Annotated in this window: 24 protein-coding genes; 17 read left to right on the forward strand and 7 right to left on the reverse strand. The window is 70.7% G+C overall.

The window, feature by feature from the left end; genetic code table 11:
* Positions 1-8: 8 nt before the first annotated feature.
* Positions 9-1,190, reverse strand: coding sequence for a replication initiation protein (locus BU28_RS0109655; RefSeq protein WP_028719300.1), 1,182 nt, complete (start codon positions 1,188-1,190; stop codon positions 9-11).
* A 560-nt stretch (positions 1,191-1,750) separates the two neighbouring features.
* Here BU28_RS0109655 and BU28_RS0109660 point away from each other — a divergent pair.
* The 4 genes from BU28_RS0109660 (at position 1,751) to BU28_RS0109675 (ending at position 6,185) form a co-directional block, all read left to right on the forward strand.
* Positions 1,751-3,139 (forward strand): AAA family ATPase, encoded by a 1,389-nt coding sequence (locus tag BU28_RS0109660; protein WP_028719301.1) that lies wholly within the window; start codon positions 1,751-1,753, stop codon positions 3,137-3,139.
* Complete coding sequence (locus BU28_RS0109665) at positions 3,132-4,235, forward strand: ParB/RepB/Spo0J family partition protein (RefSeq protein ID WP_028719302.1); 1,104 nt, start codon at positions 3,132-3,134, stop codon at positions 4,233-4,235. Before BU28_RS0109660 ends, BU28_RS0109665 begins: the two co-directional genes overlap by 8 nt.
* Positions 4,236-4,350: 115 nt before the next feature.
* A complete protein-coding gene (gene cysK, locus BU28_RS0109670) occupies positions 4,351-5,433 on the forward strand; it encodes a cysteine synthase A (RefSeq protein WP_028719303.1) in 1,083 nt (360 codons plus the stop codon).
* An 80-nt stretch (positions 5,434-5,513) separates the two neighbouring features.
* On the forward strand, positions 5,514-6,185 hold the full coding sequence (locus BU28_RS0109675; RefSeq protein WP_028719304.1) for a nitroreductase family protein: 672 nt from the start codon (positions 5,514-5,516) through the stop codon (positions 6,183-6,185).
* On the opposite strand, the gene BU28_RS0109680 is transcribed toward BU28_RS0109675, so the two are convergent.
* The 4 genes from BU28_RS0109680 to BU28_RS0109695 all read right to left on the reverse strand — a co-directional run bounded on the left by BU28_RS0109680 (position 6,182) and on the right by BU28_RS0109695 (position 10,045).
* Positions 6,182-7,279, reverse strand: coding sequence for a thiolase family protein (locus BU28_RS0109680; RefSeq protein WP_028719305.1), 1,098 nt, complete (start codon positions 7,277-7,279; stop codon positions 6,182-6,184). The genes BU28_RS0109675 and BU28_RS0109680 overlap by 4 nt on opposite strands.
* Positions 7,276-8,421 (reverse strand): AMP-binding protein, encoded by a 1,146-nt coding sequence (locus tag BU28_RS0109685; RefSeq protein ID WP_036762546.1) that lies wholly within the window; start codon positions 8,419-8,421, stop codon positions 7,276-7,278. The genes BU28_RS0109680 and BU28_RS0109685 overlap by 4 nt, the downstream gene beginning before the upstream one ends.
* Positions 8,418-8,969 (reverse strand): biotin transporter BioY, encoded by a 552-nt coding sequence (locus BU28_RS0109690; RefSeq protein WP_028719307.1) that lies wholly within the window; start codon positions 8,967-8,969, stop codon positions 8,418-8,420. Before BU28_RS0109690 ends, BU28_RS0109685 begins: the two co-directional genes overlap by 4 nt.
* A 62-nt stretch (positions 8,970-9,031) precedes the next feature.
* Positions 9,032-10,045: a LacI family DNA-binding transcriptional regulator gene (locus BU28_RS0109695; protein ID WP_028719308.1), complete on the reverse strand. Its 1,014-nt coding sequence runs from the start codon at positions 10,043-10,045 to the stop codon at positions 9,032-9,034.
* Positions 10,046-10,151: 106 nt separating this feature from the next.
* Here BU28_RS0109695 and BU28_RS0109700 point away from each other — a divergent pair, with 106 nt between their 5' ends.
* From BU28_RS0109700 to BU28_RS0109720, 5 genes are read left to right on the forward strand one after another with little or no spacing between them, the layout of a single operon-like run.
* Positions 10,152-11,204, forward strand: coding sequence for a sugar phosphate isomerase/epimerase family protein (locus BU28_RS0109700; protein WP_028719309.1), 1,053 nt, complete (start codon positions 10,152-10,154; stop codon positions 11,202-11,204).
* Complete coding sequence (locus BU28_RS0109705) at positions 11,201-12,295, forward strand: Gfo/Idh/MocA family protein (protein WP_028719310.1); 1,095 nt, start codon at positions 11,201-11,203, stop codon at positions 12,293-12,295. The genes BU28_RS0109700 and BU28_RS0109705 overlap by 4 nt, the downstream gene beginning before the upstream one ends.
* The gene (locus BU28_RS0109710) at positions 12,292-13,773 is read left to right on the forward strand and encodes a sugar ABC transporter ATP-binding protein (RefSeq protein ID WP_028719311.1); all 1,482 of its coding nucleotides are present in this window, start codon (positions 12,292-12,294) and stop codon (positions 13,771-13,773) included. The genes BU28_RS0109705 and BU28_RS0109710 overlap by 4 nt, the downstream gene beginning before the upstream one ends.
* Complete coding sequence (locus BU28_RS0109715; RefSeq protein ID WP_028719312.1) at positions 13,770-14,735, forward strand: ABC transporter permease; 966 nt, start codon at positions 13,770-13,772, stop codon at positions 14,733-14,735. The genes BU28_RS0109710 and BU28_RS0109715 overlap by 4 nt, the downstream gene beginning before the upstream one ends.
* A 25-nt stretch (positions 14,736-14,760) precedes the next feature.
* Positions 14,761-15,720, forward strand: a complete 960-nt coding sequence (locus BU28_RS0109720; RefSeq protein WP_028719313.1) for an ABC transporter substrate-binding protein — start codon at positions 14,761-14,763, stop codon at positions 15,718-15,720.
* A 171-nt stretch (positions 15,721-15,891) separates the two neighbouring features.
* Here the strand turns inward: BU28_RS0109720 and efp are convergent, their stop codons facing one another.
* A complete protein-coding gene (gene efp / locus BU28_RS0109725) occupies positions 15,892-16,458 on the reverse strand; it encodes an elongation factor P (RefSeq protein WP_028719314.1) in 567 nt (188 codons plus the stop codon).
* A gap of 135 nt (positions 16,459-16,593) precedes the next feature.
* On the opposite strand from efp, the gene epmA reads away from it, so the two are divergent.
* From epmA to BU28_RS0109765, 8 genes are all read left to right on the forward strand, one after another.
* Entirely contained in the window at positions 16,594-17,661 is a 1,068-nt protein-coding gene (epmA, locus tag BU28_RS0109730) for an EF-P lysine aminoacylase EpmA (protein WP_028719315.1), read from the forward strand.
* A gap of 29 nt (positions 17,662-17,690) precedes the next feature.
* Complete coding sequence (locus BU28_RS0109735; protein ID WP_028719316.1) at positions 17,691-17,933, forward strand: type II toxin-antitoxin system Phd/YefM family antitoxin; 243 nt, start codon at positions 17,691-17,693, stop codon at positions 17,931-17,933.
* The gene (locus BU28_RS26275; RefSeq protein ID WP_028719317.1) at positions 17,930-18,316 is read left to right on the forward strand and encodes a type II toxin-antitoxin system VapC family toxin; all 387 of its coding nucleotides are present in this window, start codon (positions 17,930-17,932) and stop codon (positions 18,314-18,316) included. Before BU28_RS0109735 ends, BU28_RS26275 begins: the two co-directional genes overlap by 4 nt.
* A 192-nt stretch (positions 18,317-18,508) precedes the next feature.
* Positions 18,509-20,587 carry a TonB-dependent siderophore receptor gene (locus tag BU28_RS0109745; RefSeq protein ID WP_036762549.1) on the forward strand — a complete coding sequence of 693 codons (2,079 nt, stop codon included), beginning with the start codon at positions 18,509-18,511 and terminating at the stop codon, positions 20,585-20,587.
* Positions 20,581-21,501: an ABC transporter substrate-binding protein gene (locus BU28_RS22550; protein ID WP_051578097.1), complete on the forward strand. Its 921-nt coding sequence runs from the start codon at positions 20,581-20,583 to the stop codon at positions 21,499-21,501. The genes BU28_RS0109745 and BU28_RS22550 overlap by 7 nt, the downstream gene beginning before the upstream one ends.
* Positions 21,498-23,468 carry a Fe(3+)-hydroxamate ABC transporter permease FhuB gene (gene fhuB / locus BU28_RS0109755; RefSeq protein ID WP_416171847.1) on the forward strand — a complete coding sequence of 657 codons (1,971 nt, stop codon included), beginning with the start codon at positions 21,498-21,500 and terminating at the stop codon, positions 23,466-23,468. The genes BU28_RS22550 and fhuB overlap by 4 nt, the downstream gene beginning before the upstream one ends.
* Entirely contained in the window at positions 23,465-24,241 is a 777-nt protein-coding gene (locus BU28_RS0109760; RefSeq protein WP_028719320.1) for an ABC transporter ATP-binding protein, read from the forward strand. Before fhuB ends, BU28_RS0109760 begins: the two co-directional genes overlap by 4 nt.
* A 15-nt stretch (positions 24,242-24,256) precedes the next feature.
* Entirely contained in the window at positions 24,257-25,957 is a 1,701-nt protein-coding gene (locus BU28_RS0109765) for an ABC transporter ATP-binding protein (RefSeq protein ID WP_028719321.1), read from the forward strand.
* Here BU28_RS0109765 and BU28_RS0109770 read toward each other — a convergent pair.
* Positions 25,936-26,925: a siderophore-interacting protein gene (locus tag BU28_RS0109770; protein WP_028719322.1), complete on the reverse strand. Its 990-nt coding sequence runs from the start codon at positions 26,923-26,925 to the stop codon at positions 25,936-25,938. The genes BU28_RS0109765 and BU28_RS0109770 overlap by 22 nt on opposite strands.
* Between the last annotated feature and the right edge of the window lie 24 nt (positions 26,926-26,949).

A 26,949-nucleotide genomic window follows, 5' to 3' on the forward strand; every position in this document is an offset into this window, starting at 1 on the left:
CCCCTGCCCTAGTCCCCCAGGCCCGCCAGCAGCCCGGGCGACATCTCCTCCCAGAAGGCGGCGACGCGGGCGCTGTTCAGGGGCGACATCCAGCCGTGGCGCTCGAAATCGTCGCGCAGCGGTCCGGCGGGCAGTTGCGCGGCGAACAGCCGCCGGTCGGCGTCGCGCTGCGTGGGCGTGCGCGCCTTGACCGCGGCCAGGATGCGGCGCAGCCGCTCGGCCCGGCCGGCCGGCACGGCGCTGGCCTCGACCGGCCCGGGCACGCCATAGCCGCCCTCCAGCGCCGCCGTCAGATAGCCCAGCTTGCTTTTCACGTTCTTGCGCGATTCGACATAGTCCAGCCGCGCCGTCACCTGTTCCTCGCCATGGCTCGCCAGCCATTGCCGCGCCAGCCGGTCGCTGACCCCCAGGCCCTGCAGCCGGGCATAGACCGCGCCGTGCCGCACCCCCTCGCCATCGTCCATGTCCAGGATCGCCAGCTGCGGGTTTTCCTTGATGCGGAACCGCAGGTCGGTGACGACCCGGCCCTGCTTGCGGGTCTCGGGGGTCAGGATGATGTTGCTGGTGCGGTTCACCTCGTCCACGGCGGGCTTGATGACCTTGGCGTTCAGGTGCTTGAAGGTCTCGTAATAGGCCGACCCGTCCACCCCCATCAGCCGCCGGAACAGGTCCAGCGGCCACCACCCGGTCGAGCCGGTCCGCACGAAGCGATAGCAGTTCTCGTACAGCGCCAGCGCGTGCCCGCTGGTAAAGCGGCGCTGGATGTTCAGGTTGATCAGCGCAAAGACCTTGGGGTCGTGCAGCTTCTCGGCCAGGGCCGGCGAATAGGCGTATTCGCAGATCCCGCCCTTCAGCTTGGCATAGCTCAGCAGGCTGCTGACGCCCCATTCCTGCTGCCCCTTCTCGTCCAGCATGTCCCATTCGGCGACCGTCTCGGCCAGGCCGCGCAGGGATTGCTTCAGCGTGTCCATGTCGTTCGAATTATAGCCGATCATCAGGCACAGGGTGCGGGCGTCGATCTGGTGCCGACTCTGGCTGGTCAGCGTGTCATAGGCATTCAGCAGCAGCACGTTCGACAGCTTGCGCTGCAAAAGCGTCAGCTTGCCCGAGACATGGATCGCCGCGACATGTTTCTTGACCGCGCCCCGCCGCAGCGCGCCGCTCAGCCGCTCCCGTGGAATGTCGTCCATGCGGACCCGTCCTCTCTGCCCGTTCCTGCCTTTGCGGCTTGGCGCCAGTCTACGCCAAAAGGTGCCCGGCCACAACGCGCGCGCAGGTGCCTCGGGACGCCGTCCGCGCTGTTCGGGACCGTCCCGGAAACGGGTCCCTCACGCCTTCGGCGGGCCCGAAAGGCACCCGTTTCCGGGATGGCCCGGCGTGATCCGGCCGGGTTTGGCGCCCCTGGTGCCAGCCTGAACCCGCCTTTGGCCCCCTTCCCGCAGACGGAACCCCGTTATCCCGCGAATCGGTGCCCTGAGCCCCGTATCCGGGCACCTTCGATCCCGGAATCGGGTCCCCGTGGTCCTGTATCCGGGTGCCTTTGGCCTGTCATCATCCTGATCTTTCTGGACTTTCCCGCTTCAAAGCCTTTAAACCTCTGAAAGAGAAGACAAACTTTCCGCTGTTGCTTTTCGGGTATGGATGGGGGGTTTTGCTGCGAAACCGGCGCGGGGCGATTCCCTCGCCGCGGTCCATGTGCAATAGTTTGCCCAAAACACCAAAAGCAGCAGCACGTCGCAAAGGTAGCAGGATGTCATCAGGCAAGGACCCCCTTCCCCCCTATTTCAACATCGACCCCGCCCGGGCCGCGCAGCGCCTGTCCGAGCCGATCGACACCGCCCGATTCGCCCGGGCCGCGGCCTTCGCCGCCCGCGGCCGGCAGGACCTGGCCGAGCGCGGCTACGCCCCCGACGGCCGCAAGCGCCTGCGCCGCTTTTCCACCTGGGAGGTCTGCCGCTACCTGATCCCGGTCGCGCCCGCCCATTTCCGCCGGGTGCTGCTCAGGAACCCCGACCTGCCCCAGGGCCAGGGCGAGGGCAATTCGAAATGGTTCAGCCTCGAGGACGTGTTGCGCCTGCGCGACCATTTCGCGGCCGAGGGCGCGGCGGGCCGCGAATACCGCCCCTGGCGCCCCGAGGGGCTGCCGGCCAAGATCCTGGCGGTCGCGAACTTCAAGGGCGGCGTCGGCAAGACCTCGACCGCCGCCCATATCGCCATGTCGGCCGCGCTCGACGGCTACCGGGTGCTGGTCGTGGACCTGGACAGCCAGGGCAGCATGACCTCGATCATGGGGGGCAAGGTGGCTGACGAATGGTCGACCGCCTTTCCGCTGATGGCCAAGGATTATGCCATGGCGCTTCGGGACGAAAACCAGGTCCGCGCGGCGGCGGGCCAAGCCGCCCTGCCCTTCGACGAGACCCTGACCGAGGCCCTGACCATCTCTGCCCAGGACCTGATCCAGCCCACGCATTGGCCGAACATCGACCTGCTCGGGGCGCAGCTGAACCTCTACTGGGCCGAATTCCAGGTTCCGGTCTGGCGCATGGGCCTGCGCAGCTGGCCGTTGTGGGACGCGCTTGGCAATGCGCTGGTCAACGACGGCATCGTCGACCGCTACGACATCATCATCCTCGACACGCCGCCGGCGCTTGGCTACCTGACGATCAACGCCCTGGCCGCCGCCGATATCCTGCTGGTGCCGCTGGGCGCGTCCTTCCTTGAGTTCGACTCGACGGGCCGGTTCTTCGACATGCTCTATTCGACCTTCGCCAGCGTCGAAGAGGGCGAGAACGCCGCCCGCCGGCGCGAGGGCCTGCCCGAGATGCGCTTCGAATGGGACGCGGTGCGCGCCATCATCACCCGCTTCGACGCCGCCCAGCAGACCGACTTGGCCAATGTGATCCAGGCGTATTTCGGCGATTTCATGACCACCTATCGCCAGGAGCTGACCGCCATGGTCGGCCAGGCCGGGGAGCAGGTGAACGGCATCTACGAGGCCGATTACCGCGAGTTCAACCGCGACACCTATGTCCGGGGCCGCGAGACCTTCGACCGCACCTGGGCCGAGGTCAAGGAGCTGATCCTGGGCACCTGGTGGCGCGACCTGCAGATGAACGAGAAGGAGCAGGCCAATGGCTAAGCGCAGGCGTCTGGAAACCCCGAGCAGCGCCGATCTGAGCCGGATCGAAGAGCAGTTTCGCAGCGAAACCTCGCTGCCGAGCCTTGGGCGGGGGATTGCCCCGATTGCCCAGGTGGCGGCGGAAAGCGCTGCCGTCGCCAGCCCGGAAAGCGCCGCCGCGCGGGCCGCACGGGCCAAGGCCGAGGCCGATGCGGCCCGCCTGCAGGAGGCCGAGACGCGCGGCCTGCTGATCGCCGAACTGCCGATCGACCAGATCGACGAGGCCGCGATGATCCGCGACCGCATGGTCATGACCGAGGAGGATATGCAGGAACTGCGCCTGTCCATCGCCGCCCATGGCCTGCGCCTGCCGATCGAGGTGTTCGAGACAGGCGACGGTACGCCCCCGCGCTATGGGCTGCTCTCGGGCTATCGCCGGCTGCACGCCGTCCGGGCGCTCCATGCGCTGACCGGCGACGACCGCTATGCCCGCATCCGCGCCCTGATCCGCCCCCGGGCCGAGGCGGACGCCGCCTTCGTCCTGATGGTCGAGGAGAACGAGGTCCGCGAGGAGCTGAGCCATTTCGAACGCGGCCGCATCGCCGTCATCGCCGCGAACCAGGGCGCCTTCGCCAACACCGAGGACGCGGTTAACAAGCTTTTCGCCAGCGGCTCGAAGGCCAAGCGATCGAAGGTCCGCTCCTTCGCGCTGATCTTCGAGGAGCTGGGCGACATGCTGCGATTCCCCGAGGCGCTGACCGAACGGCGGGGGCTGCGCCTGTCGACGGCCCTGCGCGGCGGGGCCGAGACCCGCATCCGCCAGGCCCTGTCCGTGGCCGACCCCGAGGATGCCGAGGAGGAATGGCAGCTGATCGAGGCGGTGCTGGAGGCGGCCGAGGTCCGGCCGCGCGATCCGTCCCGGGGCGGCCGGCCCAAGGCGCGCGTCCCGCCGCAGGTCGGCTGGCTGGACGATGTGACCATCCGCACCACCAGCGGCATCACCATCCGCCGTGGGAAAGAGGGCAGGGCCCATGTCCTGCGGCTTGAGGGCGAGCCCCTGCACGACGAACTGATGGACATGCTGATGGTTCACATCCGCTCGGTCCTAGAGCGCTGAGGTTTCGCCGCGAAACCCCGCGCCGGCCCTGTTTTCCCTTGCGAATCCGGGACGGGCGCGGTCATCTGGGCGGGGCCCGGGCGATTCCCGGGCACAAGGACGGAGGGCTTGGACGATGGCAGCGCAAGGCACCAGGACGACCGAGGGCCGAGGTCGGCTTTACGACAGCATCCTGGACACGGTGGGCAACACGCCCGTGGTGCGGATCAACAACCTGGCGCCCGAGGGGGTCAGGATTTATGTCAAATGCGAATTCTTCAACCCGGCCGCCTCGGTCAAGGACCGGCTGGCGCTGAACATCATCGAAGAGGCCGAACGTTCGGGCGCGCTGAAGCCGGGCCAGACCGTGGTCGAGGCGACCAGCGGCAACACCGGCATCGGGCTGGCCATGGTCTGCGCGCAAAAGGGCTATCCGCTGGTCGTGACCATGACCGAAAGCTTTTCGGTCGAGCGTCGGCGGCTGATGCGGATGCTGGGGGCCAAGGTGGTGCTGACGCCCAAGGCCGAAAAGGGCACCGGCATGTATGCCAAGGCGGTGGAACTGGCCGAGGCGCATGGCTGGTTCCTGGCCCACCAGTTCGAGACGCGGGCCAATGCCGATATCCACGAGACCACGACCGCGCGGGAAATCATCAATGATTTCAAGGATGAAAGGCTCGATTACGTGGTCACGGGCTATGGCACGGGCGGCACGGTCACGGGGCTGGGCCGGGTCCTGCGCCGCGAGCGCCCCGAAACCCGGATCGTGCTGACCGAGCCCGCGAACGCCGCCCTGGTGTCCAGCGGCACGCCGCAGCAGCGCGGGCCCGTTCATGCGCCGGCCGGAAGCCACCCGGCCTTCGAGCCGCATCCGATCCAGGGCTGGACCCCCGACTTCATTCCCTATGTCCTGCAGGAGACCCTGGATTCGGGTACCTATGACACGCTGGTCACGGTGCCGGGGGCCGAGGGTATCGCCTGGGCCAGGCAGCTTGCCGCGCGCGAGGGCATCCTGACCGGCATCTCGGGCGGGGCGACCTTTGCCGTCGCCATGCGCATCGCCGAAGGGGCCGAGCCGGGCGCGACTATTCTGGCCATGCTGCCCGACACCGGGGAACGCTATCTCTCGACGCCCCTGTTCCAGGACATCGGCGAGGACATGGACGACGCGGAACGGGCGCTTTCGGAATCGACGCCCGGATACCGCATGGGGGCATAGCGCCGGGGCAGGGCGGTGGAACACGCCTTGGCTTTCTGCTAACCCCGGCCGCGACGGCGACGGCGACGGCAGGGGACGGCATGGACGGGTTCGACGAGATCTTGCGGCGGCGGCGTTCGTGCCGGGCGTTCCGGCCGGGTGCGGTGCCGCGCGCGACCATCGAGGAGATCCTGCGCCTGGCCCGGACCGCGCCCAGCGGTGCGAACCTGCAACCGGGCCGCTTCCATGTGCTGGCGGGCGCGGCGCTGGCCGGGCTAGTGGCGGGCCTTGAGGCGGCCATCGCGGCCGGAACCCCTGAAAGCAAGGAATACGGCTGGTTCCCCGAACCGATGCCGCCCGTGCTGAAGGCGCGGCAGCGCGCGGCGGGCCATGCGCTTTATCGTGCGCTGGGGATCGAGCGGCGCGACCTGGAGGGACGGCGGCGCCAGTTCCGGCGCAACTATGCCTTTTTCGGGGCGCCGGTCGGGGTGGTCGTGACGATCGACCGACGCATGGGCCCAGGCGGATTCATGGACCTGGGGATGAGCCTGATGGCGCTGCTGCTGGCGGCCGAGGCGCGGGGTCTGGGCGCGACCGGCATCGGCGCGCTGGCGAATTACGGGCCGCAGGTCCACGCCCTGCTGGACCTGCCCGAGAATGAGATGGTGGTCTGCGGCGTGGCGCTTGGCTGGCCCGACCGCGACGCGCCGGAAAACGCGCTGCGCACCGAACGCGCGGCGCTGGAGGAATACGCCACCTTCCGGGGGCTTTAGCGCTGCATCACCAGCGCGCTGCCAAGGCCGCCCGCGGCGGCGATGGCGGCAAGGCCGCGCTGGCCTGGGCGCAGGTCATGAAACAGCCGCACCGCGTTCACCGCGCCCGAGGCGCCGATGGGATGGCCGCGCGCGAGCGCCCCGCCGCCCCGGTTGATGCGGTCGGCGGGCAGGCCAGCCAGATCGGCGCAGGCCATGGCCTGGATGGCAAAGGCCTCCATCAGCTCGACGGCGTCAAGGTCTGCGGGCGTCAGTCCGGCCTGGGCCAGGGCCGCGCGGATCGCGGGGACGGGGGCCAGGCCCGGCCATTCGGGATCGGCCCCGAGGCTGGCCGCGCCGAGGATGCGCGCCCCTTGCAGGCCCAGGCGGCGGGCGAGGGCGTCCGAGACCAGCAGGCAGAAGGCCGCGCCATCGGCGGCGACGGCGGTGTTGGCGGCGCTGACGCTGCCGGCAAGCGCCGGCGCGCGGGCGGCGAGGCGCGGGGTCAGCGCGCGGGCATAGGGGTCGCGGGCGATGCCCCCGATGGGCACGAGGCCGGGGCAGGGGGGTGCGGCCAGGGCGCGGGCGTGGCTGGCCACGGCCCAGGCGTCCTGCGCCGCGCGCGCGATCCCGAGGTCGCGGGCGATGGCATGGGCCGCCTCGGCCATGCCGGGGTCGCGGTCGGGCCAGGGCGTGAAGGGCGGCTGGTCATAGGGCACGGCCGGGCCGCCGTCCGGGTCGCTGCGCAGCCGCAGCGGGCGGCGCGAGTAGCTTTCGGCCCCGCCCGCGATGACGGCCTGATGGCGGCCCGCGCGGATCAGCGCCTCGGCCAGCAGGATCGCGTCGAGCCCGCCGCAGCATTGCCGGTCGATGCTGAGCCCGCCGACCGTGACCGGCAGCCCGGCGGCGAGGGCGGCCAGGCGCGCGGGATTGCCGCCGCCGCCAAGCGCGTTCGACAGGATCAACTCGTCCACCTGGGCAGGGGGCAGGCCGGCGTCGGCCAGCAGCGCGGCGACGACCGGGGCGGCGAGGTCGTGGGGTTCCAGCCGCGCGAGCGCGCCGCCGCGCGGGACGACGGGGCTGCGGCGGGCGGCGACGATCCGCGCGCCGGTCATGGCGCAACGCACAGCCGGGCCAGCGCCGCGAGATCGGGCTTGTCCGAGGCGAGCATCGGCAGGCTGGCGACAAAGACGATGCGGCGCGGTGCGGCGTGATCGCCCAGCGTCTCGCGGCAGGCGCGGCGCAGGCGGGCGGCCAGCGCGTCGTCGGACGGCCCCTGGACCACCGCCAGGACCGCCATGCCGCGCCGGGGATCGGGCAGGGCAAGGGCCACCGACAGGGGCGCGCCGTGGGCGGCCAGCACCGCCTCGACATCTTCCAGCGACAGGGTGCGGTCGAGCGTGGTGATGCGCCGGCTTTGACGGCCGTGCAGGATCAGGTTGCCGTGGGGGTCGAGGGTGCCGAGGTCTCCGGTCGCCATGAAGGTGCCGTCGCGGGTCGGGGGCGGCAGGTCGGGCTCGGCGTAGCCCTGGGCCAGATAGGGGCTGGCGACCCAGATCGCGCCGTCGGAGTCGATGCGGATCTGGACGCCCGGATAGGCGCGGCCGACCGAGCCCGGCGGCGTGTCCGCGTCGGCGAGCGCGATGAAGCTGGTTTCGGAGGCGCCGTAGAAGACGCGCAGCTGTGCCTGTGGGCAAAGGGCGCGGGCGGCGTCGCGCGTGGCCTCATCCAGCCGGCCGCCGCCGCACAGGATGTGGCGCAGCGCGGGCAGGGTGCCGCCGGCCAGCGCCAGCCGGTGCAGCTGGGCGGGCGTGGCGTAAAGCACCGTCGCCCGGGCCAGCGCGCGCCTTTGGGCGCGGGGGCTGTCGCCCGCCAGCACCATGAGGCCGGCGCCAAGGTGCAGCGCCTCGATCGCGGCGTAAAGCGACAGCGAGTGGCCGAGGTGACCCAGGGTCGCGTAGCGGTCGCGGGGGGTGATGGCGAAGACGTCTCGGTTGACGCGGAAGCTGGCGATCCAGGACGCCTGGCTGCGCCGGATCGTCTTGACGCGCCCGGTGCTGCCCGAGCTTTGGCAGAACAGCATCCCCGGCGGGCCCGGCGCGGGGCGGATCGGCTGGGGGTCTTGCGTCGCAAGGATGGATTGGCCCCGCGTCAGGCCGTCGATCAGCGCGGCGGCGGCCGGGGCGTTCTGGGACCGCGCCCCGGTGCCGATGATCTGGTCGGGCCGGGGCGTGGCAAAGCGGTCGTCGCCGGTCACGCCGGGCGGTGCCAGGCCAGGCTTTGCGGCCGGACCCGGGCGATGGCCTGCACCAGCATCCCGCAGATCGCGGCTTTCAGGAGGTCGCCGGGGATGAAGACCGAGACCAGCGCGAAGGCCTGCGCCAGCGGCTTGCCCGAGACGAGCGCGAGGCCCGCCGCCCCCATCAGGTATAGGACCGCGATGCCGCCGAAGACCGCGCCAAGCCCCGCCGCCAGCCCCGCCGGGCGCAGGCGCACACGCTCGACGAAGAGCCCCGTGGCGAAGGCCGCGACCGGGAAGCCGAGCGCGAAGCCCGCGGTGGGCGAGGCAAAGACCCCGAGCCCGCCGCGCCCGCCGGCGAGCAGCGGCAGGCCGAGCGCGACCAGCAGGATGAAGACCCCCGCCGCCATCGCGCCGCGCCGCGCGCCCAGGACCGCACCCGCCAGCATGACGCCCAGCGTCTGCGCGGTGATCGGCACGCCGAAGGCCAGCGTGATCTGCGGGACAAGCCCCAGCGCCGCGATCATGGCGGCGAAAAGGGCGATATGGGCGGCGTCGCGTTCCATGCGGGCACTCTCCTGATGCGTTCGCGCGCGATATTGGCGCGGGGCGCGCGGGCCGTCCAGCGCTATGGCGGGGGGGCGGTCGTTTCGCGCAGCATGAGTTCGGGGGCGAGCAGCGTCAGGGGGGCGACGGCGCGTCCCTCGATGCGGTCGAGGATGGTGCGGGCGGCCTGGCGGCCAAGCTCGCGCTTGGGCTGGCGCACGGTGGTCAGCGCGGGCGCGAGATGCGAGACCAGCTCGATATCGTCGAAGCCCACGATCGAGACCTGGGCGGGCACGGACAGGCCGTGGCGCTGCAATTCCGCGAGGAAGGCGCAGGCCATTTCGTCGGAAAAGGCGAAGACGGCGGCGGGGCGGTCGGCGGGGGCCAGCGCCAGCCAGGTGCGGGCGGCGGCGCGGCCCGACTGCATCGAGAAATCGCCCGGGAATTCGGTCACGCGCAGGCCGCGCGCCGCTTGCAGCGCGCCGATGCGGCGGGCGCGGTGCAGGACGTTGTCCGGTGGCCCGCCGACCAGCCCGAGGTGGCGGTGGCCGAGGCCGCGCAGGTGCGCGACCGCCATCGCCGCGCCCTGGCGGTTGTCCAGCATGATGCGGGGCAGGCTGGCCCCCTTGATCCATTCGCAGGCGGTGACGACCGGAGGCGCATCCGGATCGGCCAGCGCGTCGAGCGAGACATGCCCGTCCAGCAGGATGATCCCGTCGGCGCGCGAGGCGTCCAGATGCCGGGCCAGCGCCCGGTCGCGGCCCTGGCCGTCCAGCGTGTCGGCGACCAGCAGGTCGTAGCCGGCGCCGGCCAGTTCGCGGCTCATGCCTTCGAGGATTTTGGCGAAGAAGGGGTTGCCGAGGTTCGGGACCAGCGCCACCACACTGCCGGTGCGGCCCTTGCGCAGGTTGCGCGCGGCGTGGTTCACCCGGTAGCCGGTCGCGGCGACCGCCGCCATCACCGCATCGCGGGTGGCATGGGCCACCACCTCGGGGCGCGAGAGCACGCGGCTGACGGTCGAGGCCGAGACCCCCGCAAGCCGCGCCACATCCGCCAGTCTTGCCCGGACGCCCGCCTTGTCCACAGCCTTTTCCATCGCGCCACAGTAGGGCCCCGCGCGGGCCCCGGCAAGCCGTCGCAGAGAGCGCTTGCAAACGATTGCAGGGCAGGGCAGGCTGCGTTCCGGGAGAGGGGAGATTCCGATGCGGACCATCAAGGGGCCTGCGCTGTTCCTGGCGCAATTCATCGGCGACAGCGCACCGTTCGACAGTTGGGACGGGATCACCCGCTGGGCGGCCGAGCAGGGCTATCTGGGCGTGCAGGTGCCGACCCATGACGCGCGCATCCTGGACCTGGACCGGGCCGAGGCGTCGCAGGATTACCGCGACGAATTCCTGGGCGTGGCGCAGGCGAACGGCGTTGCCGTGACCGAGCTTTCGACCCATCTGCAAGGCCAGCTTGTCGCCGTGCATCCGGCCTATGACGCGGGCTTCGACGCCTTTGCGGCAGAGGCCCTGCGCGGCCGGCCGGGCGCACGGCAGGAATGGGCGGTGGGGCAGGTGGCCCGCGCGATCCGGGTCAGCCGGATGCTGGGGCTGGACCGGATGGCCACGTTTTCGGGCGCGCTCGCCTGGCCCTATCTGTATCCCTGGCCGCAGCGCGCGCCGGGGCTGGTCGAGGCGGCTTTCGACACGCTGGCGGCGCGCTGGCGTCCGCTGCTGGACCTGGCCGAGGAAAACGGCGTCGATGTCTGCTATGAGATCCATCCGGGCGAGGACCTGCACGACGGCGTGACCTTCGAGATGTTCCTGGAGCGGGTGGGCGGGCACGGCCGCGCGAACATGCTGTACGACCCATCGCACTATGTCCTGCAGCAGCTGGATTATCTGGCGAACATCGACATCTATCGCGACCGCATCCGCATGTTCCACGTCAAGGATGCCGAGTTCCGGCCGACCGGGCGTCAGGGCGTTTACGGCGGGTTCCAGAACTGGGTGGACCGGGCGGGCCGGTTCCGCAGCCCCGGCGACGGGCAGGTGGATTTCGGCGCGGTGTTTTCCAAGCTGACGCAATACGGCTTTGACGGCTGGGCCGTGGTCGAATGGGAATGTGCGCTGAAGCACCCCGAGGACGGCGCGCGCGAGGGCGCGGCATTCGTGCGCGACCACATCATCCGGGTGACGCCGCATGCCTTCGACGATTTTGCGGCCAGTGGCGTGGACCGCGCCGCCATCGACCGGGCGCTGGGGCTATGACGCCGATCCGCCTGGGGATGGTCGGCGGCGGCAGCGGGGCCTTTATCGGCGGGGTCCACCGCATCGCCGCACGCATGGACGGGCATTTCACGCTGGTCGCGGGCGCGCTGAGCAGCGATCCGGGCCGCGCGCAGGCCAGCGCGGCGGAGCTGGGCATCCGTGGGTATGACGATTTCGCCGAAATGGCGCGGGTCGAGGCGGCGCGCGACGACGGGGTGCAGGCGGTCAGCATCGTGACGCCGAACCACATGCACGCGGGCCCCGCCGTGGCCTTCCTGCGCGCGGGCATCCATGTGATCTGCGACAAGCCGCTGGCCGCGACGGCCGAGCAGGCGGCGGCCATCGCCGAGGCGGCGCAGGCCAGCGGCGCGCGGTTCTTTCTGACGCATAACTACAGCGCCCTGCCCATGGTGCGCGAGGCGCGCGCGCAGGTGGCGGGGGGCGCGCTGGGGCAGGTGCGGCTGGTGCAGGCCGAGTATCTGCAGGGCTGGCTGGCGGACGATCTGAAGAGCAAGCAGGCCGAATGGCGCACCGATCCGGCGCGGGCCGGGGCCGGCGCGCTTGGCGATATCGGGACGCACGCCTGGCAGCTGGCGGCTTTCGTGACGGGCGAGACACCCGCGCAGGTCTCGGCGCAGCTGTCCAGCATGGTGCCGGGGCGGCCGATCGACGACGACGCGCGGGTGGCCTTGCGCTATGCCTCGGGCGCGCGGGGCGGGATCTGGGCCAGCCAGGTCGCTGTGGGCCAGGAAAACGCGCTGTCGCTGCGGGTCTTTGGCACCGAGGGTGGGCTGGAATGGCGGCTCGACGCCAGCGAGCGGCTGGTGATCTGGCCCAAGGACGGGCCGGCGCGGGTGCTGACGCGGGCGCAGGACCGATCCGGGTCGTTCCGCACCCCGCCCGGCCACCCCGAGGGCTATCTGGAGGGGTTCGCGAACCTTTACAGCGACATCGCCGCGATCATCCGCGGCGACGCGGGGCCGCTGGACCGCGTGCCGGGCCTGCGCGACGGGCTGTCGGGCATGGGCTTCATCGCGGCGGCGCAGGCGTCCTCGGCGCGCGACGGGGCCTGGGTCGAGGTGGCGCCATGACGGTGCTGGCGCTTCAGGGCGTGTCGAAAAGCTTCGGCCCCATCGCGGTGCTGCACGGGGTCGACCTGGCCCTGGAGCCGGGCGAGGTCCATGCCCTGATCGGCGAGAACGGCGCCGGCAAGTCCACCATCATGAAGATCCTGGGCGGGTTCCTGTCGCCCACCGAAGGGCAGGTGATGCTGGACGGCCGGCCCGTCCAGTTCGCCGCCGGCCCCGAGGCCGAGGCGGCCGGCATCGTGGTGATCCACCAGGAGTTCAACCTGGCCCCGGACCTGTCGGTCGCGGCCAACATCTTTCTGGGGCGCGAGCCCGGAGGCTTCCGGCTGGACCATGCCGCCATGCGGGCGGGCGCGCAGGCGCTTCTGGACCGGCTGCACAGCCCGATCCGCCCCGAGGCGCTGATCCGCCACCTGTCGGTTCCCGACCGGCAGATGGTCGAGATCGCCAAGGCGCTGTCGCGCCGCGCCCGCGTGCTGATCATGGACGAACCGAGCGCCGTCCTGACCCATCGCGAGGTCGGCGCGCTTTACGAACAGATCGACCGGCTGCGGGCCGAGGGGGTGGCGATCCTTTACTGCTCGCACCGGCTGGACGAGGTGGCGCATCTGGCCGACCGCATCACCGTCCTGCGCGACGGCCGCGTGGTGCGTCGCGCGCTGCGGGGCGAATTGACCGAGGACGGCATGGCGACGGCGATGGTCGGGCGCGAATTGCAGGACTTCTATCCGCCGAAAGGCGCGCCGGGAACCGAGATCGCGCTGGAGGCGCGAGGGCTGACGGTGCCTGGCCGCGTGCACGGGGTGGACCTGGCGCTGCGCCGGGGCGAGGTGCTGGGCATCGCGGGGCTGGTCGGTTCGGGGCGGACGGAACTGGCCGAGGGGCTGGTGGGGCTGCGCGCGGCCTCGGGCGAGGTGCGGGTGGACGGGCGGCCGGTCCGCATCGCCAGCCTGCGCGACGCCTTTGCCGCAGGCATCGCCCATCTGACCGAGGACCGCAAGGAGGCGGGCCTGCTGCTGGAGAAACCCCTGCGCGAGAACCTGACGCTGGCCGTGCTGGAGCGCTTCGGCGGCTGGCGCATCGACACCGCCGCCGAGGACGCCGCGCTGGACCGCGCCACCGCCGATTTCGACATCCGCGCGCCCAGCCGCGACATGGCGGCGGGGAAGCTCTCGGGCGGGAACCAGCAGAAGCTGCTGCTGGCCAAGACCATGCTGACCGAGCCGCGCATCGTCATCATCGACGAGCCGACGCGCGGCATCGACGTCGGCACCAAGCGCCAGATCTATGCCTTCATCCGCCGCCTGGCCGAGGAGGGGCGCAGCGTCATCGTCATCAGCAGCGAGATGCCCGAGGTGATCGGCCTGTCCGACCGCGTGCTGGTCATGCGCGAGGGCCGCGTCGCCGGCATCGTCGAGGGCGACGCGCTGACCGAGGAAACCATCGTCCGCCTCGCCATGGGCGTCAAGGAGGCCGCATGAGGCGCATCGACCTGCATACCCTGGGACCCATCGTCGCGCTGGTCGCGCTGATCGTGCTGGGGGCGCTTTTGAACCCCGCGTTCCTGGCGCCCGCCAACATCACCAACGTGCTGGCGCGTTCGGCCTTCATCGGGATGATCGCGGTCGGCATGACCTTTGTCATCACCTCGGGCGGGCTCGACCTGTCGGTGGGGGCGATGGCCGCCTTTCTGGCGGGGCTGGCGATCCTGGCGATGAACGGCGCGCTGCCCCTGACCGGGGCGAACTGGGGCACGGTCCTTTTGGGCATGGGGGTCGCCATTCTGGGCGGGCTGGCGGCGGGCTATCTGAACGGCGCGCTGGTCACAAAGGCCCGGATCGAGCCCTTCATCGTCACGCTGGGCACCATGGGGATCTTCCGCAGCCTGGTCACCTGGCTGGCCGACGGCGGCACGCTGTCCTTGGACTACGGGCTGCGGACGCTGTACCGTCCGGTCTATTACGGCGGCATCGGCTGGCTGACCTGGCCCATCATCACCTTTGCCGTGGTCGCGGTCCTGGGCGAATGGGTCATGCGCCATTCCCGTTTCGGCCGCCATGTCGAGGCGATCGGATCGAACGACCGGGTGGCGCGCTATTCCGGCATCGACGTGAACCGGGTGCGGCTTTTGACCTATGTGGGCCTTGGCATGCTGGTCGGGCTGGCGGTGGTTCTGTATGTGCCGCGCCTGGGCTCGGCCTCGGGCTCGACGGGCGTCCTATGGGAGCTTGAGGCGATTGCCGCCGTCATCATCGGCGGCACCGCGCTGAAGGGCGGGCGCGGCCGGGTCTGGGGCACCGTCGTCGGCGTCCTGATCCTGTCGCTGATCGACAATATCCTGAATCTGGCCGACCTGGTCAGCCCCTATCTGAACGGGGCGATCCAGGGGGTCATCATCGTCCTGGCTGTCGTCTTGCAGCGGGAAAAGCGGGCTGCCGAATAGCGGCCCTTATGGGGAGGGGAAAAGGATGCAACGCAGAAACTTGATGAAAGCCGCGGCGCTGGCGGCGGCGCTGGGACTGGCCGGCCCGGTCGCGGCGCAAGAGGGGGAAAAGACGATCATCGGCGTCTCGATCCCCTCGGCCACGCATGGCTTCATGGGCGGGCTGAACTGGCACGCGCAGGACACCATCAAGCGGCTGGGTGAAACCTATCCGAACCTGGAATTCGTGCTGTCGACCGCCGGAGACAGCGCCAAGCAGGTCAACGACATCGAGGACATGATGGCCACGCGCGACATCGACGCGCTGGTCGTGCTGCCCTTTGAATCCGAACCGCTGACCGCGCCCGTAAAGGCCGTGAAGGACGCCGGCAAGTTCGTGACCGTCGTGGACCGCGGCCTGTCGCAGGACGGCATCGAGGACCTGTATGTCGCCGGCGACAACGCCGCCTTCGGCCGCGTCGCGGGCGAGTATTTCAAGGCGAACCTCAAGCCCGGGGCCAAGATCGTGGTCCTGCGCGGCATCCCGACGACGCTGGACAACGAACGCGTCGAGGCGTTCCAGAAGGCGCTGGAGGGCTCCGAGGTCGAGATCCTCGACATGCAGCACGGCAACTGGAACCGCGACGACGCCTTCGCGGTGATGCAGGACTATCTGGCGAAATATCCCCAGATCGACGCGGTCTGGGCGGCCGACGACGACATGGCGACCGGCGTCCTGGAGGCGATCTCGGCCGCGAACCGGCAGGACGAGATGTGGGTGGTCGGCGGCGCCGGCATGAAGGAGATCGTCAAGCGCATCATGGACGGCGACAAGCAGCTGCCGGTGAACGTGACCTATCCGCCGGCGCTGATCTCCTCGGCCATCGAGATGACGGCGCTGCGTTTCGTGTCGAAGGCCCCGATGACCGGGCGCTTCATCATCGGCTCGGAACTGATCACGCCGGAAAACGCCAGCCAGTTCTATTACCCCGACAGCCCGTTCTGAGGGCCCCGCCCCCTGGCGCCGGCATCGCCCCTGGCGGCTGCCGGTGCCTCCGGCGGGGATATTTGAAACAAGAAAGAAGCCGGGAAGCGGCCCGCCCGTGTTTCACCGTTTTGCAAATACCCACGGGGGTGCGGGGGCAGTCGGCCCCCGCCGCGTCCCTGGCCGGGCGCGTCAGGCCTTGGCGCGTTCGACGTAGGTCAGGTCGGCCGTGTTGATGATGACCTTGGTGCCGACGCCGATATGGGGCGGCACCATGATGCGCACGCCGTTGTGGGCGACGGCGGGCTTGTAGCTGGACGAGGCGGTCTGGCCCTTGACCACCGGCTCGGTCTCGACCACCTCGACCGTCACCTTCTGGGGCAGTTCGATGGCGATGGCGACGCCGTTGTGGACCTGCAGGAAGACGCTGATGCCGTCTTCCAGGAACACCTTGTCGTCGCCGACCACATCGGGCGAAACGGTGACTTGCTCGTAGCTTTCGGGCTCCATGAAGTGGAAGCCTTCGCCGTCCTCGTAAAGGAAGTTGTAGGCGCGTTCGTCGACATGGGCGCGTTCGACCTGTTCGGTGGTCTTCCAGCGTTCCGACACCTTGTTGCCGTCCGAGATGCGGCGCAGGTCGACCTGGGTCGTGGGCGTGCCCTTGCCGGGGTGGAAGTTGGTGGCGGTCAGGACGACATAGAGCTTGCCGTCGATTTCGACGGCATTGCCTTTGCGAAGGCTGGAGGCGATGACTTTCAAGGGCGGTTTCCTTGCGTGCTTTTCAAATACCGAAGGGCCGGCTAAGCCTGCCGGCGGGATGGCGTCCCATAGCGTTTTCCGCGGCGCATTGCCAGCCGCAAGCGGGCGGGCGCGCAATCGCAAGGAGTCCGGGCCATGAGGCATCCGCAAGACACCCCGCAGAACACGCCCTGGTGGGATCCCGACCGCCATGCCGGGCGGCGCCCGCTGCTGCTGGCGCGGGGTCGCATCCGCGACGCGCTTCGGGCCTGGCTCGCGGCGCGCGACTTCCTGGAGGTGGACCCCGCCGCCCTGGCCGCCAGCCCGGGCAACGAAGCGCATCTGCACGGGTTTGCCACCACGCTGATCGGAAACGACGGCGAGGGCCACCCGGCCTATCTGCACACCAGTCCCGAATTCGCCATGAAGAAGCTGCTGGCGGCCGGCGAGAGGCGGATCTTTGCCCTGTCCCATGTCTGGCGCAACCGCGAGCGCACCGCGCTGCACCACCCCGAGTTCACCATGCTGGAATGGTATCGCGTGGCCGAGGATTACCGGGTGCTGTTTCAGGACTGCGCCGCCTTCCTGCGGCTGGCGGCCGAGGCGGCGGGGGCCGAGGTGCTGCAACACCGGGGGATGCGCTGCGACCCCTTTGCCGCGCCCGAGGTGATGAGCGTGGCCGAGGCATTCCGCGAATTCGCCGGCATCGACCTGCTGGCGACCTGCGAGGGCGCCGAAACCGACGCGGCGGCCTTGCGTGCGCAGGTCCAGGGCATCCGGCTGGCCGAGGACGACACCTGGTCTGACATGCTGTCGCGCGTGCTGGTCGAACAGGTCGAGCCGCATCTGGGCCGGGACCGGCCGCTGATCCTGGACCGCTATCCGGCGGCCGAGGCGGCGCTGGCGCGGCCCGCCGCCGACCCGCGCGAGGCCGAGCGGTTCGAGCTTTACGCCTGCGGGGTCGAGCTTGCGAATGGTTTCGGCGAGCTGACCGACCCGGCCGAGCAGCGCCGGCGCTTTGTTCTCGAGATGGACGAGAAGGCCCGCGTCTATGGCGAACGCTATCCGCTGGACGAGGATTTCCTGGCGGCGCTGGACGTCATGCCCGCCGCCTCGGGCTGCGCTTTGGGGTTCGACCGGCTGGTGATGCTGGCGACCGGCGCGCCGCGCATCGAGGACGTGCTGTGGACGCCGGTGGTTGATTTTCCGTCCCGAGTGGACTAGGTTCGGTGAACTAAGCCAGGGGCCAGCCGATGAAGACCGTGAACATCCACGAGGCCAAGACCCATCTGTCGCGCCTGGTCGAGGCGGCGGCGGCGGGCGAAAGCTTTGTCATCGCCCGCGCCGGCAAGCCCCTGGTCAAGGTCACGCGGCTTGAGGCCGAGACGCCGCGCCGGCTGGGGTTCCTGCAGGGCCAGGCCAGCGTCCCCGAGGATTTCGACAGCATGGGGGCGGACCCCATCCGCGCGCTGTTCGAGGGTGGCGAGCCGTCTTGAACCTGCTTCTGGACACGCATCTGCTGCTGTGGTCGGCCTTTGCGGTCGAACGCATCCCGCAGGCCACGGTGCGCCGGCTGTCGGATCCGGGCAACGCGCTGTGGTTCAGCGCGGCATCCATCTGGGAGGTGGCGATCAAGCGGGCGCTGGACCGGCCCGATTTTCGCGTCGATCCGGGCGTGTTGCGCGCGGGGCTGCTGGCGAACGGCTATCAGGAACTGCCGGTCGAGGGGCGGCACTGCCTGGGCCTTGCGACCCTGCCGCCGCTGCATGGCGATCCGTTCGACCGCATGCTGGTGGTGCAGGCCGCGGCCGAGGGCATGGTGCTGCTGACCGCCGACCGCATGGTCGCGGCCTATGGCGGGGCGACCGAGCTGATCTAGGGCGCAACCGGGGCGCGATGCCGGATGGCGGCCATCGCGCATCAGGCCCTGGCTCGTTGCAAAAATGCCAGACGGGCGGGACGGGATGGCCATCGCGCGGGACCGGCCGCTTGCCCGCACGCGCCGGGAAATGGCAAGGTTAACAAAATTGGTCAGGCTTTTCCCCTCGCCTCCGCCCTGAAAGGACCCTTGATGCTTTCCGCCCGTTTCCTGTTCCTGGCCGGCACCAGCGCGCTTGCCCTGGCGATCCCGGCCGCCGCGCAGACCGCAGACACGACCGACACCGAAACGGTGGTCCTGGACGAGATCGTGCTGGATGCCACCGCGCCGACGCGCGGCTATGTGGTGCCTACGACCCAGATCGCGACCAAGACCGAGACCAGCGTGCTGGAAACCCAGCAGTCCGTCTCGGTCGTGACGGGCCAGCAGATCCGCGACCAGGGGGCGCAGAACATGGGCCAGGCGCTGCGCTATTCGGCGGGGGTGAACGCCCAGCCCTTTGGTGCCGATCCGCGATTTGACGAACCCAACATCCGCGGCTTTGGCAGCAACACCTCGCAATATCTGAACGGGTTGCGGCTGATCCGCAAGTTCGGCGCCCCGGCGCAGGAACTGTACGGCATGGAGCGGGTCGAGCTGCTGCGCGGCCCGTCGTCCTCGCTTTACGGGGCAGGCTCGCCCGCGGGGATTATCAACCTGGTCCAGAAGCACGCCCAGCCCGAGGATTTCGCCGAGGCCGGGCTGTCCTATGGCAGCTTCAAGGACCGCAAGCTGTTCTTCGACGTGAACCGGGCGGCCTCTGACACGCTGGCTTGGCGGCTGACGGGGATCGTGGGCGACAGCCATGAGCAGGTCGAGGAGGTCGAGAACAAGGGCGGCTATCTGGCCGGCGCGCTGCGCTGGCAGATGGACGAGGTCAGCACGCTGGACGTGCTGGTGTCCTATCAGAACGACGGGCCGATTTCCCCGGCCGGGGTGCCCTATGCGCTGACCCGGATCGCGGATGGCGAGGATCTGCGCGAATTCTATGCCGGTTATCCCGACATCGACGACAGCGACCGTCGCCAGTTCAACTTTGGCGTCGAATACCGCCGCGACCTGGAAAACGGCTGGCGGTTCGAACAGAGCTTTCGCTATCAGAAATTCGACTGGGATTATGTCGGTTTCTACGCCAGCGGGCTGAGCGAGGACGGAACCACCGTCAGCATCGGCCAGACCGACCAGTTCGAGACCAGCAAGGCGCTGAATCTTGATACGCGCCTGATCGGCGAGGCGGTGACCGGGGCCGCGACGCACCGGGTGCTGCTGGGCCTGGACATCACGCATTACGATTTCGACAACACGACGCAGTTCTCGACCCCGCCGGGGCTGGACTGGCGCGACCCGGATCGCGGCGCCTATGTCGCCAGCGCGCCGTGGTACATCAAGAACGAAGACATCACCATCGACCAGATCGGGCTTTACGCCCAGGACGAGATTTCGTGGAACAACTGGCGCGCCTCGCTGGGGCTGCGGCACAGCTGGGTCCGGCAGACCGGCACCGTCTATACCAATTTCGCCGGCGTGACCGACGCCAAGCAAAAGGACAACGAGACGACCGGCCGCGTCGGCCTGTCCTATGTCTTTGACCAGGGGATCGCGCCCTATCTGGCCTATTCGACCTCGTTCGATCCGGAAATCGGCACCGACCGCGACGGCAACACGCTGGAGCCGACCAAGGGCAAGCAATGGGAAGCGGGGGTGAAATATCAGCCCACAGGCCAGGACATCCTGGTCACCGCCGCCCTCTATGATCTGAAGCAGACCAACGTCACCCGCATAATCGATGACTTCCCCGTACAGATCGGCGAGGTCCATTCCCGCGGCTTCGAGCTTGAGGCGACGGCCGAGCTGGCCCAGGGCTGGGACATGCGCGCGGCCTATACCTATACCGACGCCCGGCAAGAGGGTGGCGCGTTCGAGGGGCTGCGGATGGCGAACTCGCCCTATCATCTGGCGAGCCTGTGGGTGTCCTATGACTTTGGCAACGGCGTCCGGCTGGGCGGTGGCGTGCGCCATGTCGGCGAACGCTATGGCGACGACGCCAACACCTATCGCCTGGACGCGGTGACGCTGGCCGATATCGGCGCGAGCTATACCCGCGACAATATCGAGGCCTCGCTGAACGTTACCAACATCACCGACAAGGTGTTCCTGACCAGCTGCAGCAGCTTTTACTGCAACTATGGCGACGGGCGCGAGATCCAGGCGCGGCTGAGCTACAAGTGGTAGGCGGCGCGGCCCGTCCGGGCCGGCGCGCTGTCCTGGGGCTGGCCGCCGGGGTGCTGGCGGCGGGCGCGGCGCGGGGGCAGGGGGCGGCCCCGCCCCGCCTTGCCGCCGTCGACTGGGCGATGCTGGAAACCGCCGTGGCCATCGGCCACATGCCCGTCGCGGCCTGCGAGCTGATCCGGTTTCGCATCGACGCCGCCCGGCCCGAGATCCCGCCCGGGGTCATCGACCTGGGGCTGCGCGGCGCCCCGAACTATGAGCTGTTGCAGCTGGCGCGGCCGGACCTGATCCTGAGCTCTCCGTTCTATGTCCAGCACCGGGCGCGGCTGGAAACCATCGCGCCGGTGCTGTCGGTCGACGTCTATACACCGGGCGAGCCGCCCCTGCCCAAGGCGCTTGCGGCGCTGGACCGGCTGGGCGAGGCGGTGGACGACCGGCCCGCCGCCCGCCAGGCCCGCGCGCGCGCCGAGGCGCGGCTGGATGCCCTGGCCGCGCGGCTCGAGCGCCATGCCGACCGGCCCTTCAGCCTGATCGGCATCGGCGACGCGCGCCACCTGCGGTCCTTCGGCCATGACAGCCTGTTCGGCAGCGTGCTGACCCGGCTGGGGCTGGAAAACGCCTGGACCGACCGCACGCAGTTCAGCTTTCGCGCGCCCCTGCCCATCGAGCGGCTGGCCGACACCCCCGAGGCGCGGCTGGTCATCCTGGGCGGCATCCCGGTCGAGGCGCGGCAGGGCCTGTCGCGCAGCATCCTGTGGCGGGCGCTGCCGCCGGTCGCGGCGGGCCGGGTCTATCACCTGCCCGAGGTCAACGCCTTTGGCGGCGTGCCGGCGGCGCTGCGCTTTGCCGGGCTGCTGGCCGATGCGCTGGACGCGGGGCCAGGTGCGTGGCCAGGTGCGGAGCCGGAGGCGGCATGATGGGGCGGGCGCTTGTGCTGGCCGGGGCGGCGGGCCTGGCCCTGGGCCTGTGGTGGCTGGCCGCGATCCGGCTGCTGCCCGCGGGCTGGCCCTCCTGGCCCTTCGACCCCGCTGCCATGGACCTGCGCCAGATCCTGCTGGCCTTCGGCCTGATGCCGCGCGGCGTCATCGCGCTGGTCGCGGGCGCGGCGCTGGGACTGTCGGGCGCGCTGCTGCAGGCGGTGCTGCGCAACCCGGTGGCCGACCCGACGACGCTGGGCATCTCGACCGGCGCGCAGCTGGCGCTGGTCATGGCGACGATCCTGGCCCCCGGGCTGCTGGAGCACGGCCGCTGGCCCGTGGCCCTGGCGGGCGCGGGGGCGGCGGCCGCGCTGGTCATGGCCATCGGCGCGCGGCGGGCCTTTGCGCCGGTGACGATGGTGATCGCGGGGATGCTGGTCGGCATGACCGCATCGGCCATCGCCACGGCGGTCACGCTGGCGCGGGGCGAATACCTGCTGTCGCTGGTGATCTGGAACGGCGGCTCTCTGGTCCAGCAGGACTGGAGCGGGGTGCGCATTCTGGTGCTGGTGCTGGCGCTGGGGGCCCTGGCCTCGGCCCTGCTGGCGCGGCCCTTGCGGGTGCTGTCGCTGGGCGCGGCGGGGGCGGCGGGTCTGGGCATGAACGTGGCGCTGGTGCGCGCGGCGGGGGTTGCGGTGGCGGTCGGGCTGGCGGCCGCCGTCTCGGCCGAGCTGGGGCTGATCGGCTTTGTCGGGCTGGCCGCGCCCGCGCTGGCCCGGACCCTGGGCGCGCGAAGCATGGCGCAGGTGCTGGCCCTGGCGCCGCTGATCGGGGCGCTGATCCTGTCGGTCTGCGACGGGGTGGTGCTGGCGCTGGCCGGCGCCGGCGGCGAGATGTTTCCGACCGGCGCGCTGACCGGGCTGATCGGCGGACCGCTGCTGCTGTGGCTGCTGCCGCGCCTGCGCGGATCAACCCCGCCGGGGACCGAGGCGGCCGAGGGGCCCGCGCCGCGCCTGTCGCGTCCCGCCCCGGTGCTGGCGGGGCTGGCGCTGGCGGTGGTGGCGCTGGCGCTGGTGCTGGTCTGGGTCGGGCGGGTGCCGGGGGGCTGGGCGGTGCTCGACTGGGACAGTTTCCGCGCCTTTCTGCCGCTGCGGCTGCCGCGCCTGGTCGCGGCGGGGGCGGCGGGGGCGGCCCTGGCCCTGGCCGGGGCGGTGCTGCAACGGCTGACGGCGAACCCGCTGGCCTCGCCCGAGGTGCTGGGCGTGTCGGGCGGCGCCTCGATCGGCTATGCGGCGGTGCTGTTTCTGGTCGCGGCGCCGGGGCAGGGGGTGCTGGCGCTTGGCACCATGCTGGGCGCGGCGCTGGCGCTGGCGCTGGTCGCCGTCTATGCGCGGCGGCGCGAGATGCCGGCCGAGCGCGTGCTGCTGGCCGGGATCGCCGTCAGCAGCATGGCGGCGGCGGTCCTGTCGGCGATTATGGCGACGGGCAGCGCGCAGGCCTGGCAGGTGCTGGCCTGGCTGAGCGGGTCGTCGAGCAAGGTCGGACCGCTTGCGGCGGCGGCCCTGGCGGGGCTTGCGGCCATGGTCGGGGCCTTGGGCTGGCTGACGCGGCGCTGGCTGGCGCTGCTGCCCCTGGGCCCCGAGGTCGCGGGCGGGCTGGGCCTGCCGCTGGCGGCTGCGCGGGTCGGGCTGATCGCGCTGGCGGGGATCGCCACGGGGGCTGCGACCGTGCTGGTCGGGCCGCTCAGCTTTGTCGGGCTGATGGCGCCGCATCTGGCGCGGCGCATCGGGCTTGCGCGCGCGCAGGACCATCTGACGGGCGCGGCGCTGATCGGCTGCCTGCTGATGATCGCGGCCGATTTCGGCGCGCGCATGGCGGGCTTTCCCTATGAACTGCCGCTGGGCCTGTTCGCCTCGCTTCTGGGGGCGCCCTGGCTGCTGTGGCTGATGATGAGGACGAGGCGATGACCGAGCCGCTGTTTTCCCTGTCCGGGCTGTGCGTGGACGTGCCGGGCCGCCGGCTGATCCACGACCTGGACCTGGACCTGCCCCAAGGGCAGGTGATCGCGCTGATCGGGCACAACGGGTCGGGCAAGTCGACGCTGCTGAAGGTGCTGGCGCGGCAGGTCGCCCCTTCGGCCGGGCGGGTCGCGTTCGAGGGGCGCGCCATCGCCGCGCGCTCGGCGCGGGACCATGCGCGCGCGCTGGCCTTCCTGCCCCAGACCACGCCTCCGGCCGAGGGCATGACGGTGCGCGAGCTGGTCGCGCTGGGGCGCTATCCCTGGCACGGCGCGCTTGGCCGCTTTGGCCCGCGCGACCATGCCGCCGTCGATGCCGCGCTGGCCGAATGCGGCGTCGAGGGATTCGCGGACCGGCTGGTCGATACCCTGTCGGGGGGCGAGCGCCAGCGCGCCTGGCTGGCAATGATGGTCGCGCAGGAGGCCGGGACGCTGCTGTTGGACGAGCCGATCAGCGCGCTCGACATCGCCCATGCCGTCGAGGTGCTTTCGCTTGTCCGCCGCATGTGCCATGAGCAGGCGCGCAGCGCCATCGTCGTGCTGCACGAGGTCAACATGGCGGCGCGGTTCTGCGACCATGTCGTCGCCATGAAGGCGGGCCGGCTGGCCATGCAGGGCACGCCCGCCGACCTGATGCGCCCCGAGGTTCTGGGGCAGATCTATGGCCTGCCGATGCAGGTCCTGCGGCGCGAGGATGGCGGCATGGTGGCCGTCCCCGCCTGACGAAGGGGGACGACCATGCTGCGCGACTTCTTTGCCTATTACCGGCCCTGGATGGGGCTGTTCTGGCTGGACTTCGGCTGCGCGGTCCTGTCGGGCCTGCTGGAGCTGGCCTTCCCGCTGGCGATCACCGCCTTCATCGACCACCTGCTGCCGCAGGGCAACTGGACGCTGACGGTCGCCGCCGCGGTGGGCCTGCTGGTGCTTTACCTGGTGAACTCGGGGCTGATGGCCATCGTGATCTACTGGGGCCACAAGCTGGGCATCAACATCGAGACCGAGATGCGCGCCCGCGCCTTCGACCACCTGACGCGGCTGTCCTGGCGCTGGTACGACCGCGCCCGCACCGGCAAGCTGGTCGCGCGCGTGACCCGCGACCTGGAGGAGATCGGCGAAGTCGCCCATCACGGCCCCGAGGACGCCTTCATCGCGCTGATGACCTTTGTCGGGGCCTTCCTGCTGATGTTCGCGATCAACGCCCAGCTTGCGCTGATCGTCGCGCTGATCGTGCCGGCGATGATGGTGCTGGTCATGGTCTATGGCGCGCGGATGACGCGGACCTGGCGGGCGATCTATTCCCGCGTCGGCGATTTCAACGTCCGGCTTGAGGAAGCCCTGGGCGGCGTCCGCGTCGTGCAGGCGTTCGGCAACGAATCCCACGAAAGCGAGCTGTTCGCGGTCGACAACCAGCGCTATCGCGCGACCAAGCTGGAAGCCTATCGGGTGATGGCCGCGTCCTCGGCGCTGCAATACATGGGGCTGCGGCTGGTGCAGGTCGTGGTCATGGTGGTGGGCGCGGGCTTCGTGCTGTCGGGCGAGCTGACCACCGGCGGCTTCGTGGGCTTCCTGCTGCTGGTCGGCGTCTTCTATCGCCCGCTGGAAAAGATCGCCGCCGTGATCGAGACCTATCCGCGCGGCATCGCCGGTTTCCGCCGCTATCAGGAGCTGCTGGCGACCGACCCCGAGATCGCGGATGCGCCCGACGCCATCCCCGCGCCGGCGCTGCGCGGCGACATCCGCTTCGAGGGCGTGGGCTTTGCCTATGACAGCGGCCGTCCCATCCTGTCGAACATCGACCTGGAGATCCGCGCCGGCGAGACGGTGGCCTTCGTCGGTCCCTCGGGCGCGGGCAAGACCACGCTGCTGGCGCTGCTGCCGCGCTTCTACGAACCGACCTCGGGGCGCATTACCGTGGACGGCATCGCGCTGGACCGGATGCAGCTGCACAGTCTGCGCCGCCAGATCGGGCTGGTCAGCCAGGACGTGTTCCTGTTCGGCGGCACGCTGCGCGAGAACATCGCCTATGGACGCCTGGGCGCCTCGGAGGAGGAGATCATGCAGGCGGCGCGGCAGGCCCAGCTGGGGCCGCTGATCGAAAGCCTGCCCGAGGGTCTGGAGACGCTGGTCGGCGAACGCGGCGTCATGCTGTCGGGCGGCCAGAAGCAGCGCGTCGCCATCGCCCGCGCCTTCCTGAAGAACCCGCCGATCCTGATCCTGGACGAGGCGACCAGCGCGCTGGACAGCCAGACCGAGCGCGAGATCCAGGCCGCGCTGGACGCCCTGGCCGTGGGGCGCACGACGCTCGTCATCGCCCACCGGCTGGGCACGATCCGGCATGCCGACCGCATCGTGGTGATGGCGGGCGGGCGCATCGTCGAGACGGGCGAGCATGGCGCGCTGATCGCGCAGGGCGGGATCTATGCCCGGCTGTCGGGCTGACCCCAATAGGCGGCTGCGGTGAACTGGCGTTTGTTCACCCCGAACACGGTCAGGAATTGGCGCGCGCGCCGCGCCTCGGTCGCCGGGCCGGCGAACCAGACGTGATCGTCGGGGCCGGGGTCGATGGTGGCAAGCTGGGCCAGCAGGTCCGGGCAGGCGGTGACGCGCGGATCGTCGGCCAGGGGGCCCAGGTCCTCGGGCGCGCAGCGCAGATGGGCGCGCACCTCGCCCCGGGCCAGGTCCAGCATCCGCGCGATGGCCGGCAGCGCGGTCTCGTCGCCGAACAGCCACAGCCGCGGCGCTTCGGGGCACCAGCCGCCGCCGGGGCCGATCACGCCCACGGTGTCGCCGGGGCGCGCGGCCTCGGCCCAGTCGCAGGTCGGGCTGCCGTCGTGGCGAAAGATGTCGAAGTCCAGCCAGTCGTCCTGCTGGGCGGCCACGGTATAGACCGGGCGATGCAGCGCATCCGCGCCCTCGGGCCAGCGGGTGCGGCCGTTCGCGGCAACGCGGGGCCATTGCGGCGCGCGGCCCGCCGGCGCCAGCAGCAGGCGGAAATGCAGGCTGCCCTGGCCAAAGCGCGTGGCCTCGGGGCCGGTCAGCCGCACGCGGATGAAGCCGGGCGTGCGGCGGGCGACGCTGGCCACGCGCATCAGCGCAAGGCCGGGGGCCAGCGCGCCTTCGTCCACATGGTCCCAGGCGATCTGCATGCCGTGGCTTTCGAAAAGCTCGGTCGCGCTGTCCTGCAGGGTGCCGATCAGCCGCGCCTCGGGGGCGGAAAGCTCGATCCGCACGGCGCCGCCTTCGGGGATCAGGGCCAGCGTGCTGCCCCAGACGTGCAGGGTCAGGCTGTCGGGCGTCTCGATCAGCTCGACCTCCCATTCGGCGGCGCGGGCGCGCAGGATGGCTGCCGCCGCCCCCGAGGCTGTCGCAAGGGACCCGGTGCTGCGATGCGGGCGGATCGGAAACATGGCGCGCTCCTGTCGTTGTCGGGG

Origin of the sequence: Paracoccus yeei ATCC BAA-599, from assembly GCF_000622145.1 — a bacterium.
Lineage (GTDB): Bacteria > Pseudomonadota > Alphaproteobacteria > Rhodobacterales > Rhodobacteraceae > Paracoccus > Paracoccus yeei.

Coding starts and splice junctions, on each gene's coding strand:
- BU28_RS0109665 (WP_028719302.1), top strand. CDS start 3,132: ATGGCTAAGCGCAGGCGTCTGGAAACCCCGAGCAGCGCCGATCTGAGC.
- BU28_RS0109745 (WP_036762549.1), top strand. CDS start 18,509: ATGCTTTCCGCCCGTTTCCTGTTCCTGGCCGGCACCAGCGCGCTTGCC.
- BU28_RS0109760 (WP_028719320.1), top strand. CDS start 23,465: ATGACCGAGCCGCTGTTTTCCCTGTCCGGGCTGTGCGTGGACGTGCCG.
- BU28_RS0109655 (WP_028719300.1), bottom strand. CDS start 1,190: ATGGACGACATTCCACGGGAGCGGCTGAGCGGCGCGCTGCGGCGGGGC.
- BU28_RS0109710 (WP_028719311.1), top strand. CDS start 12,292: ATGACGGTGCTGGCGCTTCAGGGCGTGTCGAAAAGCTTCGGCCCCATC.
- BU28_RS0109680 (WP_028719305.1), bottom strand. CDS start 7,279: ATGACCGGCGCGCGGATCGTCGCCGCCCGCCGCAGCCCCGTCGTCCCG.
- BU28_RS0109765 (WP_028719321.1), top strand. CDS start 24,257: ATGCTGCGCGACTTCTTTGCCTATTACCGGCCCTGGATGGGGCTGTTC.
- BU28_RS0109690 (WP_028719307.1), bottom strand. CDS start 8,969: ATGGAACGCGACGCCGCCCATATCGCCCTTTTCGCCGCCATGATCGCG.
- fhuB (WP_416171847.1), top strand. CDS start 21,498: ATGATGGGGCGGGCGCTTGTGCTGGCCGGGGCGGCGGGCCTGGCCCTG.
- BU28_RS0109660 (WP_028719301.1), top strand. CDS start 1,751: ATGTCATCAGGCAAGGACCCCCTTCCCCCCTATTTCAACATCGACCCC.
- cysK (WP_028719303.1), top strand. CDS start 4,351: ATGGCAGCGCAAGGCACCAGGACGACCGAGGGCCGAGGTCGGCTTTAC.
- BU28_RS0109675 (WP_028719304.1), top strand. CDS start 5,514: ATGGACGGGTTCGACGAGATCTTGCGGCGGCGGCGTTCGTGCCGGGCG.
- BU28_RS0109715 (WP_028719312.1), top strand. CDS start 13,770: ATGAGGCGCATCGACCTGCATACCCTGGGACCCATCGTCGCGCTGGTC.
- BU28_RS0109720 (WP_028719313.1), top strand. CDS start 14,761: ATGCAACGCAGAAACTTGATGAAAGCCGCGGCGCTGGCGGCGGCGCTG.
- epmA (WP_028719315.1), top strand. CDS start 16,594: ATGAGGCATCCGCAAGACACCCCGCAGAACACGCCCTGGTGGGATCCC.
- BU28_RS0109695 (WP_028719308.1), bottom strand. CDS start 10,045: ATGGAAAAGGCTGTGGACAAGGCGGGCGTCCGGGCAAGACTGGCGGAT.
- BU28_RS0109770 (WP_028719322.1), bottom strand. CDS start 26,925: ATGTTTCCGATCCGCCCGCATCGCAGCACCGGGTCCCTTGCGACAGCC.
- BU28_RS0109700 (WP_028719309.1), top strand. CDS start 10,152: ATGCGGACCATCAAGGGGCCTGCGCTGTTCCTGGCGCAATTCATCGGC.
- BU28_RS0109705 (WP_028719310.1), top strand. CDS start 11,201: ATGACGCCGATCCGCCTGGGGATGGTCGGCGGCGGCAGCGGGGCCTTT.
- BU28_RS0109735 (WP_028719316.1), top strand. CDS start 17,691: ATGAAGACCGTGAACATCCACGAGGCCAAGACCCATCTGTCGCGCCTG.